Consider the following 11,599-nt stretch of genomic DNA (forward strand, 5'->3'; position numbering starts at 1 on the left):
CCATCCAGGCGACCCGCCCTCGACGGGAGGAGCCCGCGATGCCGCAGACCGTCCTTGTCGGAGTGGACGGATCAGAGGAGTCGGTCCGGGCGTTGCGCTGGGCCGCCAAGCACGTCAGCGATGTCGGCGGCATCGTGCACGCGGCCATGATCTGGCACCAGCCCGTGCAGTTCGGGTACCGGCTGCCGACCCCGGACAAGGAGCTGGAGCAGCGGGCGCGCACGCTGCTGGACGGCGCGGTGGAGAGGATCAAGTCCGAGTTCCCGAAGGTGGACCTGCGCGCGCGACTCATCCGCGGTCACGTGGTCAACGAGATGGTCGCCCTGTCCAAGCAGGCGGACCTGCTGGTGGTGGGAAACAAGGGCCACGGCGCGTTCGCCGGCATGATGGTCGGCTCGGTGGCGCTCAAGCTCGTGCACCACGCAGCCTGCCCGGTCGTCGTCGTCCGCTGACGACCGCACGGCCTCGTGAGCGCCGAAGCCGCCTGCAGCCGGTCCTCGCACTCACGACCTGGCGCCGGTCCGCGGGGACGCTGTCCTTCTGCCCGCCTCGGTGGGTCGTGAGTGCTGAAGCCGCCTGCAGCCGGTCCCCGCACTCACGACCTGACGCTGCACCACCCGATCGACTGAGAGGTGAAAGGGTCCTGCCCACCCGGTTGGCGGGGATGCCCGTCATCTCGAACGACCTCATCCGATCGGACCGGTGGGCGCGGTCTCGTGCACGCGCCCCCGGTTCCGCCTGCCCGGGGTCGTGAGTGCTGAAGCCGCCTGGAGCCGGTCCTCGCACTCACGAGCCGACGGCGGTCCGCGGGGACGGTGTCCTTCTGCCCGCCTCGGTGGGTCGTGAGTGCTGAAGCCGCCTGCAGCCGGTCCCCGCACTCACGAGCTGGTGGTGCGCGTGGTGCTGCGTCCGCTGGCTCCCGAGCTGGGTCGTGAGTGCTCACGCCGCTCCTAGCCGGTTTCGCCGCTCACGAGCCGATCCGCGCGGTGACCTCGGGCTCGGGGCCTCGCGCCTGGGTGTGTGCGAGGTGGCTCACTCGACTGGCCGAGCGGTGAACTGGGCCGTGCCTCTCACGAGTGTTGGGGGTGGCGCGGCTGCCCCCAGCCGCTCCGAGGCACGGCAGGGAGGACGCATGGGTGCAGCGATCCGGACCTTGGTCATGACCGCAGTGGTGCTCGCCGCTTTCCCGGCTGTGACGCCCGCTCCGGTGGCGCCGACGGACCCCGAGGCGTGCGCGGACGGGTGCGACGCGCCGAGCCCGGCGCGCGCGGCCGACGACCGTCCCGAACCGCACGGGCCGGCCACCGGGTTCGGTGGCGGCCTTCCCACGGCCGTCCCCGCTGCCGGCTGGCGCGCCGCCGTGCTCCCGGGAGCACGGCACGACGCTGGCCCCGGCCAGCAGGCTCCGTGCCAACCCGGCCTCGGGGAGCTGGTCCGGTGGCAGCAGCCGGGTGCACCTGGAGACGACCCGGGTCGGCGGTGCGCTCCCCGCCCGGAGAACGGCTGCCGACCCGCTGCAGGTCCGCACCGCCCGCCCGGGTCGGAACTGGTCGACCAGGACACCGGAGCGGGGAGGGGAGCGGTGGACCGACCGGAGTGCGTCCCACACCGGCCGGGTGGCCGAACCGCGCAGCTCCCCGTCCGCGCTCGCGAGGAGGTGCGGCCGCAGCCCGAGCAGCCGCGCGGAGACCGTGACGAGCCAGTTCCTCGACGACACCGGTTGCCGGGCAGCGGCCTGGGCATCGGCCTGTGAACGACCGCTGGAGTGAGGCTCGCACGCGCGACCGGTCGCTGACGTGGGAGTGGCCGGGCGGGGCGAGGGGGCATCGCCCGCCCGGCCGGGAAGACCCGGTGCTGGGTGTCGGGGAGGGAGTCGGCCAGCGCCGGGCCGGGGCCACCAACGCTGCACGGGTCAGGAATCCGTTGCGGCACTCCGGGGTTCGCCGGCTCCGGTGGGTGCGGTGTGAACACCCGGTGCGCGCGTGCCCGGTCCACGTCGGACGGTTCCGCGATGACCGAGGCGTGTGCACGGGCCGTGCACGAGGTCGGCCGCCTGACGTTGACCGAGGATGGGCTGCAGAACTGGGTCGATGTGCGGCTGGAGCGGCAGGACCGGCTGAACGCAGGCGGCGGGTTGGTGCTCCACACCGTGATCGCTGAGGAAGCGCGGCACCGTGTTGTCGGTTCGAGGGCCGTGATGGCTGAGCAGCTGCGCCAGCTCGTCGAGATCGCCCAGCGCCCGTCGGTGCACATCCGGGTGCTGCCGTTCGACTCCGGTGCGCACGAGGGGATCCACGGCCCGATCTTGGTGTTGCGGTTCCCGGACCCCACCCAGAGCGACGTGCTCACAGCGACACGGCGCTCGGCGGGCACGTCATCGACGATCTCCGCGAGGTGGCCGAACTGGCGCGGCTCTTCGCCTCGGTGCAGGCACGGGCGCTCTCCGAGGATCGTTCTTCAGAGCTGCTGAGCAGCCTCGCGCGCGAACACGAGCGACGCGCGGAGGAGTGGTGCGATGCGCCCCGAACCCGTGTGGAAGAAGGCGAGCCGGTCCGGTCAGGCGAACGCTCGTGTCGAAGCAGAGAGGGACGTGCCTGACTCGGCTCTCGTCCGTGATGCGAAGTCGGGCGGGTCGCGCCGGTCCTCAGCGTCTCCTCCGGTGCTTTCGAGGGCTTCGTCCGTTCCGTCGAGCACGACGATCCAGTGGCGCACGAGCAGCCGCAGCGCGCAAGGCTCGGAGTGCGTCGAGGTCGGCAGGACCACGGGGTTCACCGCGGTCCGTGACTCGACGGCGCCGACGGGGCCGGCGCTGGTGCTCGCGCCGAGCGCCTTCGCGAGCTTCCTCGGCTCCGTCAAGGCCGGGCGCTTCGACCGGAGCTGAGCCCGTTGGATCAGGCGGTGAGTGACGGGCACTTCCCGCCAACCCGGTTGGAGGGACGTGCCCGTCACCTCGTGAGGACCGCTCAGCTGAGGCCGGTGATCTGGCCCCGGTCGTCGATGTCGATGGATTCCGCCGCTGGGTGGGAGCCCAGGCCCGGCATCGTGCGCATATCGCCGCAGATCGGGTAGATGAAGCCCGCGCCGACCGAGGCGCGGACCTCCCGGACCGGGAGGGTCCAGCCCGTGGGGGCGCCCAGGAGGGTGGGGTCGGAGCTCAGCGACAGGTGGGTCTTGGCGATGCAGACCGGCAAGGTGCCGTAGCCGTTGGCCTCGTAGTCGGCCAGTGCGCGGGCCGCCGCCGGCTGGTAGGAGACGCCCGCCGCGCCGTAGACCTTGGTGGCGATCGTCTCGATCTTCGAGCGCAGGTCCGCCGAATCCGGGTACAGCAGCTGGAAGTCGTTCGGTTCCTCGGCCGCCGCCACCACCGCTTCGGCGAGCTCCACCGCGCCCTTGCCGCCTTCCAGGAAGTGGTTGCTGACCGTCACCCGCGCGCCCTCGGCCTCGGCCACCTCGCGGATCGCGTCGTGCTCGCTGGGGTGGTCGGTGGGGAAGGCGTTGATCGCCACCACCGGCGGCACCCCGTGCAGGCGGATGTTGTCGATCTGCTTGCGCAAGTTGTCCGCACCGGCGAGCACGTCGTCCGGGTTCTCCTCCAGCATCGCGGCCGGCAGCGGCTTGCCCGCCACCACCTCGTACCGCCCGGAGTGCGCCTTCAGCGCGCGCACCGTCGCCACCAGCACCGCCGCGTCGGGGCGCAGCCCGGAGGTGCGGCACTTGATGTTGAAGAACCGCTCGGCGCCCATGTCCGCGCCGAAACCCGCTTCCGTCACCAGGTAGTCCGCGCCGCGGCTGGCGATCCGGTCGGCCACCACCGAGGAGTTGCCGTGCGCGATGTTGCCGAACGGCCCCGCGTGCACCAGGACCGGTGTGTTCTCGGTGGTCTGCATGAGGTTTGGCTTGATCGCCTCGCGCATGATCACCGCCATCGCCCCCGCCGCGCGCAGCTGCTCGGCGGTGACGGGCTCGCCGTCGTGGGTGTAGCCGACCACGATCCGCCCCAGCCGGCGCCGCAGGTCCTGCAACGACGTGGACAGCGCCAGCACCGCCATCACCTCGCTGGCCGCGGTGATGTCGAAGCCGGTCTGCCGCGGGGTGCCGTCCGCCCGGCCGCCCAAGCCGGTGACGATGGTGCGCAGGTCCCGGTCGTTGACGTCCAGCACCCGCCGCCAGGTGATCCGGTGCGGGTCGATGCCCAGCGCGTTGCCCTTGTGCAGGTGGTTGTCCAGCATCGCGGCCAGCAGGTTGTGCGCCGAGGTGACCGCGTGCATGTCGCCGGTGAGGTGCAGGTTCAGCGCCTCCATCGGCACCACCTGGCTGTACCCGCCGCCGGCCGCACCGCCCTTGATGCCGAACGTCGGGCCCATCGACGGCTGCCGGATCGCGATGGCGGACCGCTTGCCGAGGTGCCGCATCGCCTGGCCCAGCCCGACGGTCGTGGTCGTCTTGCCCTCGCCCAGCGGGGTCGGGGTGATCGCCGAGACCACGACGTAGCGCGCGGTCGGCCGCTCGGGCAGCTCCTCCAGCGCGTCCAGGGAGATCTTCGCGACGGTGCGCCCGTACGGTTCGAGCAGGTGCGCCCCGAGGCCCAGCTGCGCCGCGACGTCCTCGAGCGGCTTGAGCGCGGTGGCGCGGGAGATGTCGAGGTCGGAGGGGATCGTCATGCGGGTACCTCCCGGAGTCGGGCGATGAGGTCGTGGCGCCACTGCACCGTCTTCGCGATCTCGTTGAAGGTGAAGAAGTGCCAGCCCGCGATGCCGTAGGAGGGGTCGGCGAGGTGGGGGGAGAGCTCGTCGAACAACTCCTCGGGCGTGTAGCGGGTGAGCAGCTTCGGCACCACGCCGTGCTGCTTGCGCAGGAAGCGCATCGACTCGCCGAGGCCGATCTTCAGCGAGATCCGGAGCAGCCGGTGCGCGTCCACGACCCCCGGCACCCCGATGTGGATCGGCAGGTCCACCCCGCGGGCGCGGACCGCCCGCACCCAGCCGGCCACGGTCTGCGGGTCGTAGCAGATCTGCGAGACGACGTAGTCGGAGTAGCGGGACTTCTCGGCCATGGCCCGCACGGTCGAGGCGTCGCTGATGAACGCGTGCCGCTCGGGGTAGCCGGTGATGCCCACCCGCGCCGGGCGGCGACCGAGCTCGTCCATCGCGCGCAGCAGCGCCAGCGCGTCCGGGAACTCCCCGAGCGGTTCGGTCCGGTCGCCGGCCACCACGAACACCTCGGTGATGCCGAGACCTTCGACGCGGTCCAGCAGCTCGGTCAGGTGCCCGCGCCCGCCGACCATCCGGGCCGCCAGGTGCGGCACCACGTGCAGGCCGCGCTCCTGCAACTGGGCGGCGAGGTCCAGTGTGGACTCCAGGCCCTTGGTCGAGGAGGCCGTGACGGTGACGGTCGTCCCCGCGGGAAGCAGTTCCGCCTGCGCGAGGGCGCCCCGGAGCGGCAGCACCTCGAACCGGGCGTGGTTCAGGGACTGCTCCAGCAGCCCGGCGTTGGTCGTCATGGCACCTCACCGCCCCGCCGTCGGTGGGCGGTCGTGCTCCGGACCGCTGCTGCGCACGCCATGTCGATCAGCTCCCTACGCCGTGCGGACCAGGGCCTTGGGGATGTCCTTGGTCGGGTCGAGGAACGGCTTCTCCACCACGACGGCCTCCTGCGGGCCGTGCTGGGTGTGCACCACCAGCTCGGTGCCCAGCTCCTGGTAGGCGATCGGCACCATCGCGTAGCCGATGTTGCGCTCCAGGCGCGGCGAGTAGCAGGCCGAGGTGACCTCGCCGATGCGCAGGCCGTGCGGGTCGTGCACGTCGAAGACGTCGACCATCTGGCCGTCGTTGAACGACCCCACGCTCGGCCCGCCGATCTCCACGCCGACCAGCTTGCGGCTGACGCCCTCGGCCTTGATGCGCTGCAGCGCGGCTTTGCCGATGAAGTCCGCCTCCTGCTCCAGGTCGACCATCCAGGTCTTCTCGAACCCGTAGCCCACCTCGAACGGGTTGGTGTCGTAGGTGATGTCGCAGCCCCACGACAGGATCCCGGCCTCGATGCGGCGGATGTGGCACGGTCCGATCACCCGCATGCCGTGCGGTTCACCCGCCTGCCAGACCGCGTCCCACAGCGTGACGCCGTCGCGGCTGGCGTTGTGCAGGTAGATCTCGTAGCCGAGCTCGGCGGTGTAGCCGGTGCGCGAGACCACCACCCGCATGCCGTCCAGCTCGCGCTCCACCGCGTAGTAGTAGGGCACGTCGAGGATCGACTCGCCGAACAGGTCCACCATGACGTCCCGCGACTTCGGTCCCTGGACCTGCACCGGCCCCACGTCGGCCTCGCGGATCCGCACGTCCATCCCGGAGTTCCGCGCCAGGCCCTGGGCCCACAGCAGCACGTCGCTGTCGGCCAGCGACAACCAGAAGTGGTTCTCGCCGAGCCGCAGCAGCACCGGGTCGTTGATGATGCCGCCGTCCTCGTTGGTGATGAACACGTACTTGCACTGCCCGACCTTGCACTTGGTGAGGTCGCGCGGCACGAGCATGTTGGTGAACTCGAACGCGTCGGGTCCGGTGATCTCCACCTGCCGCTCGACGCCGACGTCCCACAGCGTCACGCCTTCCAGCAGCGCCCAGTACTCGGCGACGGGGTCACCGTAGTGCCGCGGGTGGTAGGTGTGGTTGTACACGCTGTACAGGCCGACGCCGTGCCGCCGCGAGGCGTAGAAGAACGGCGACTTGCGGATCCTGGGGTAGAGCAGGACGCCGGGGTTCGGGTTGATGCTCATGTCTGGCTCCTTCGAGGGGTCCGGGCGGTGGGTAGGCGGAGCCCGCACCGCGGGTCGACCTCCGCGGGCGGGCGTGTGCAGTTCGCTGGGACGCGCGGCGATCAGCAGCGCATCCGGGTCATCTCGGGGTCGAACACGGGGTCGGCGGCGACCGTCGCCGGGTGCCGCCGGTCGAAGTAGGACACCTGCACGGAGGTGCCCGGGTGGGCCAGTTCGGCGGGCAGCCAGGCGTGGGCCAGGCTCGCGCCGACGCTGTGGCCGTAGCCGGCGCTCGTGGTGAACCCGACGGGCACGCCGTCAGCGAACACCGGCTCGGAGCCCATCACCACGGTGCCGTCGTCGATCGTCAGGCAGCACAACCGCCGCAGCGGGTCGCGCTCGCGGCGCCGCAGCAGCGCGTCCCGGCCGATGAAGTCGCCCTTGCCGGTCTTGACGGCGAAGCCGAGTCCCGCCTCGTCGGGATCGTGCTCGCTCCACATGTCCACCCCCCAGGCCCGGTAGCCCTTCTCCAGGCGCAGCCCGTTGAACGCGCCGCGCCCGCCGGGGAAGACGCCGTGCTCGGCACCCGCCTCGGCCAGCAGGTCCCACAGCCGCCGGCCGAAGTCGGCGGAGGTGTACAGCTCCCACCCCAGTTCGCCCACATAGGACAGTCGCAGCGCGACCACCGGCACCTCGCGGACGAACAACCGCTGGGCGCGGAAGAACCGGAACGCCTCGTTGGAGACGTCGCGGTCGGCCAGCGCGGCGAGCACGTCACGGGCGCGCGGGCCCCACAGGCCGATGCAGCAGGTGCCGCCGGTGATGTCGCGGACCTGCACGGTCTCGTCGGCGTGCGCGCGCAGCCACGCGATGTCGCGCGGGCCGTTGCAGCCGACCTGGAAGGTGTCCCGGTCCAGCCGGGCCACCGTGATGTCGGAGCGGATCCCCGCGTTGGGTTCGAGCACCAGCGTGTAGGTCACGTAGCCCGGCGGCCGGTCGAGCTGGTTGGTGGTCAGCCGCTGCAGCACCTCGAGCGCGCCACGTCCGGTGACTTCCGCCCTCGCCAGCGAGGTCATGTCGTACATCGCGACCCGCTCCCGGGTGGCCTGGTGCTCGGCGCCCACGATCGGTGACCAGTAGCGCCCTGCCCACGGGCCAGGCTGCACGATCTCCCGGCCCTCGACCAGGGACTTGTTGCTCTCGTACCAGTGCGGCCGCTCCCAGCCGTTCGCCTCCAGGAACACCGCGCCGAGTTCGCGCTGCCGGTCGTGGAACGGGCTGGTGCGCAGCGGGCGCGGGTGCTCCGGCGGCTGCTGCGGGTGGATGACGTCGTAGACCTCGCGGAAGCTCTGCGCCCCGCGCTCGGCCACGTAGGACGGACTGTGCGCGAAGGCCTCGAAGCGGTGCAGGTCGGCCTGCCGCACGTCGATCTCGGGCACCTGCCCGGTCAGCCACTGCGCCATCACCTTGCCGACGCCGCCGGCGTGGGTGATCCACACCGCCTCGGCGACCCAGAAGTTCTCGACCTCCCGGGACGGGCCGAGCACCGGCATGCCGTCCGAGGTGAACAGGAACAGCCCGTTCATCCCCTCGGCGACCTCGGTGCGGCGCAGCGCGGGCAGCAGCGCGCGGGCGTCCTCCCACGGCCCGGCGAAGTCCTCCGGGGTGAAGGTCAGCACCGACGCCATGCCCTTCCAGCCGCCGCCCTCGGACGGTGCCTCGGCGCCGTCGCCGGGGGCCGCGGTGGGCAGGATCTCGTCGCTGGCCACCGGCATCGGGCGGTGCTGGTAGGAGCCGATGCCGTAGCGGTCGTGGACCTGCCGGAAGTACATGGACCGGTCCTGGTGCCGCAGGATGGGTTGGGCGACCTCCTCGCGACCGGGCACCAGGCCCGGCACCGACCCGGTCACCGCGTACTGGTGGGCCAGCGGTTGCACCGGGATGGACACCCCGGCCATCCGCCCGACCTTCGGGCCCCAGATCCCGGCGCAGCACAGCACGGTCCCCACCGCGACGTCCCCGCGGGTGGTGCGCACGGCGCAGACCTTGCCGCCCCGGACGTCGAAGCCGATCACCTCGGTGCCGCCGACGAACCGCACGCCGAGCCGCGTCGCCGCGCGCGCCATGGCCTCGGCGGCGCGCACCGGTTTGGCGATGCCGTCGGTGGGCACGTGCAGCCCGCCGTGGATGCGCGTCGCGTCGATCTGCGGGATCCGCTCCCGGACCTGCTGCGGGTCGAGGAGTTCGGCGCCGCGGATGCCCCAGGCGGTGGCCAGGCCGAGCTTGCGCTTGAGGTCGTCCCAGCGCTCCGGCGTCGTGGCCACCTCGATCCCGCCGACCTGGTGGAAGCAGGGGCGCCCGTCGAGCTCCAGCCCGGCGTAGGTCTCGACGGTGCTGGCGGCGAGCCGGCTCAGCGTCTCGGAGGCGTTGGTCTGGAAGACCAGTCCGGGCGCGTGGGAACTGGAGCCGCCGGTGGCGAACAGCGGACCTTGCTCGACCACGAGCACGTCGGTGACCCCGAGGCGCGCGAGGTGGTAGGCGGTGCTGCATCCCACGATGCCGGCGCCGATGAGGAGTACTTGGGCGGTGGAATCCATAGCTGCCGCCTTGTTGCGTCTACGACAACCCCCTGCGTCTACCGCAACCGTGCGCTTCGGAGGGCTGGCGCGTCAAGGACACTTCCGAGTCAATTTGGCTCTGGATCTTCCGAGGTCGCGGGCGCTCCGGGAGCGGTCGCCCGGCGCGGTGATCGACGTGCGCGGAGGGCCCGATCCCGTTACCCCGGAAGGGAAAGCGACGCGGCGCGGTGGCGGTCAGCGCCGTGGTCCGCGGGCGGTGCGGGCTCAGATGGCGCGCCTGATGGACTTCTCGAAGTGGTCGACGTGGGCCACCGCGATGCGGTCGGCCCGGTCGGCGTCCGCGGCGATGATCGCCTTGAGCAGTGCCGCGTGCTCGCCGACGTGCTCGGAGACGTCCGGCAGGCGGTCGAAGAACAGGTGCCAGATCCGCAGCGCCAGGTTGTAGTACTGGCCGAGTGTGCCCTCCAGGTACCGGTTGTGGGTGCAGCGGTAGATCGCGCGGTGCACCCGGGCGTCGACGTCCATGATCTCCGCCCGGTCGTCGCCGAGCTCCTCGGTCAGCACCCGCAGCTCGTCCAGTTCGGACCGCTCGGCGTCGGTGGCCCGCTCGGCGGCGCGGCGCGCGGCGTGGCCCTCCAGCCGGTGGCGCACGTCGGCGATCAGCGCGTGGTCGGTGATGTCGATCTCGGTGACGAAGGTGCCGCGGCGCGGGTAGATCACCACCAGCGACTCGGCCTCGAGCCGCTTGACGGCTTCGCGGAACGCGGTGCGGCCGATGCCGAGCTCGGTGGTCAACGGCTCCTCGGGCACGGGGGAGCCGGGCCGCATCTGCAGGGTCAGGATCCGGTCGCGCAAGGCCAGGTAGGCGCGCTCGGCGTGCGACGGCTGTCCGCCGGATCGGGAATTGACGGCTGCGGGCACGTCTCGTAGCCTACTCGACACACTGATATATCAGTGGTCCGACCACCTCGACTCCGCTGTTCCTCCTGGTCAATCCCGTCGCGTTGGAGGCCACCGTGGTTGCCACCCGCTTGCCCGACCCGCCGCCGAGGCTGTGGCGCAACCCCGAACCGAAGCGGCACTACGACGTGGTGATCGTCGGGTCCGGTGGTCACGGCCTGGCGACGGCCTACTACCTCGCCCGCAACCACGGGATCCGGGACGTCGCGGTGCTCGAGCGCGGCTGGCTCGCCGGCGGCAACATGGCCCGAAACACCACGATCATCCGCTCCAACTACCTCTTCGACGAGAGCGCCGCGCTCTACGACCACGCGCTGGAGCTGTGGGAGCAGCTGCCCGCCGAACTGGACCACGACTTCCTGCTCAGCCAGCGCGGGGTGCTCAACCTGGCGCACACCGAGCAGGAGGTGCGCGACTCGCGGCGGCGGGTGTTCGCCAACCGGCTCAACGGGGTCGACGCCGAGTGGGTCGAGCCCGCCGAGATCGCCGAGCTGTGCCCGATCATCGACCTCTCCCCGGACGTGCGGTACCCGGTGCTGGGCGCGACGTACCAGCGCCGCGGTGGGATCGCCAAGCACGACCACGTGGCCTGGGCGCTGGCCCGCAAGGCCGACGAGATGGGCGTGGACCTCGTCCAGGGCTGCGAGGTGACCGGGTTCCAGCTCGACGGCGACCGGGTCACCGGGGTGCACACCTCGCGCGGCCCGATCGGCGCGGGGCGCGTCGCGCTCGCCGCGGCCGGCCGCACCACGCTGCTCACCGACCAGCTCGGGCTGCGCCTGCCGCTGCAGAGCCACCCGCTGCAAGCGCTGGTGTCCGAGCTGCTGGAGCCGGTCCACCCGTGCGTGGTCATGTCCAACCACGTGCACGTCTACTGCAGCCAGGCGCACAAGGGCGAGCTGGTGCTGGGCGCGGGCATCGACAGCTACAACGGTTACGGCCAACGGGGTTCGGTGCACGTCATCGAGCGGCAGATGGCCGCGGCCCTGGAGCTGTTCCCGATCTTCGCGCGGGCGCACGTGATCCGGACCTGGGCGGGCACCGTGGACGTCACCCCGGACGCCTCGCCGATCATCGGCCCGACGCCGTACCAGGACCTCTACGTCAACTGCGGGTGGGGGACCGGCGGGTTCAAGGCCACCCCGGCCGTCGGCTGGGTCTACGCGCACACCATCGCCACCGGACGACCGCACCCGCTCGCCGAGCCCTACGGGCTCGAGCGGTTCACCACCGGAGCGCTCATCGACGAGCACGGCGCCGCTGCCGTCGCCCACTAGCCGCGATCCCGGTGGAACCAGGTCTGCGATCTCCG

9 protein-coding genes are annotated in these 11,599 nt (G+C 71.8%); 4 read left to right on the forward strand and 5 right to left on the reverse strand.

Annotated features, from left to right (window positions below):
- Positions 1–38: 38 nt before the first annotated feature.
- From HNR68_RS10725 to HNR68_RS26750, 3 genes are all read left to right on the forward strand, one after another.
- On the forward strand, positions 39–452 hold the full coding sequence (locus HNR68_RS10725; protein ID WP_179720042.1) for a universal stress protein: 414 nt from the start codon (positions 39–41) through the stop codon (positions 450–452).
- A gap of 1,559 nt (positions 453–2,011) precedes the next feature.
- On the forward strand, positions 2,012–2,470 hold the full coding sequence (locus HNR68_RS10730) for a DUF5753 domain-containing protein (RefSeq protein WP_179720044.1): 459 nt from the start codon (positions 2,012–2,014) through the stop codon (positions 2,468–2,470).
- Positions 2,471–2,659: 189 nt separating this feature from the next.
- A complete protein-coding gene (locus tag HNR68_RS26750; protein ID WP_343050060.1) occupies positions 2,660–2,881 on the forward strand; it encodes a DUF397 domain-containing protein in 222 nt (73 codons plus the stop codon).
- A gap of 82 nt (positions 2,882–2,963) precedes the next feature.
- Here HNR68_RS26750 and HNR68_RS10740 read toward each other — a convergent pair whose 3' ends face one another.
- The 5 genes from HNR68_RS10740 to HNR68_RS10760 form a co-directional block, all read right to left on the reverse strand.
- Positions 2,964–4,661, reverse strand: coding sequence for a formate--tetrahydrofolate ligase (locus tag HNR68_RS10740; RefSeq protein WP_179720048.1), 1,698 nt, complete (start codon positions 4,659–4,661; stop codon positions 2,964–2,966).
- Positions 4,658–5,500, reverse strand: a complete 843-nt coding sequence (locus tag HNR68_RS10745) for a methylenetetrahydrofolate reductase (RefSeq protein WP_179720050.1) — start codon at positions 5,498–5,500, stop codon at positions 4,658–4,660. Before HNR68_RS10745 ends, HNR68_RS10740 begins: the two co-directional genes overlap by 4 nt.
- A gap of 75 nt (positions 5,501–5,575) precedes the next feature.
- Positions 5,576–6,769 (reverse strand): glycine cleavage T C-terminal barrel domain-containing protein, encoded by a 1,194-nt coding sequence (locus tag HNR68_RS10750; protein ID WP_179720052.1) that lies wholly within the window; start codon positions 6,767–6,769, stop codon positions 5,576–5,578.
- A gap of 101 nt (positions 6,770–6,870) precedes the next feature.
- Positions 6,871–9,345 (reverse strand): GcvT family protein, encoded by a 2,475-nt coding sequence (locus tag HNR68_RS10755; protein WP_179720054.1) that lies wholly within the window; start codon positions 9,343–9,345, stop codon positions 6,871–6,873.
- Positions 9,346–9,591: 246 nt separating this feature from the next.
- Positions 9,592–10,248 carry an FCD domain-containing protein gene (locus tag HNR68_RS10760; protein ID WP_179720056.1) on the reverse strand — a complete coding sequence of 219 codons (657 nt, stop codon included), beginning with the start codon at positions 10,246–10,248 and terminating at the stop codon, positions 9,592–9,594.
- A 95-nt stretch (positions 10,249–10,343) separates the two neighbouring features.
- Here HNR68_RS10760 and HNR68_RS10765 point away from each other — a divergent pair, with 95 nt between their 5' ends.
- Entirely contained in the window at positions 10,344–11,564 is a 1,221-nt protein-coding gene (locus HNR68_RS10765; RefSeq protein WP_179720058.1) for a sarcosine oxidase subunit beta family protein, read from the forward strand.
- Positions 11,565–11,599: the final 35 nt, after the last annotated feature.

The sequence above is a fragment of the Saccharopolyspora hordei genome (genome assembly GCF_013410345.1).
Classification (GTDB): Bacteria; Actinomycetota; Actinomycetes; order Mycobacteriales; family Pseudonocardiaceae; genus Saccharopolyspora; species Saccharopolyspora hordei.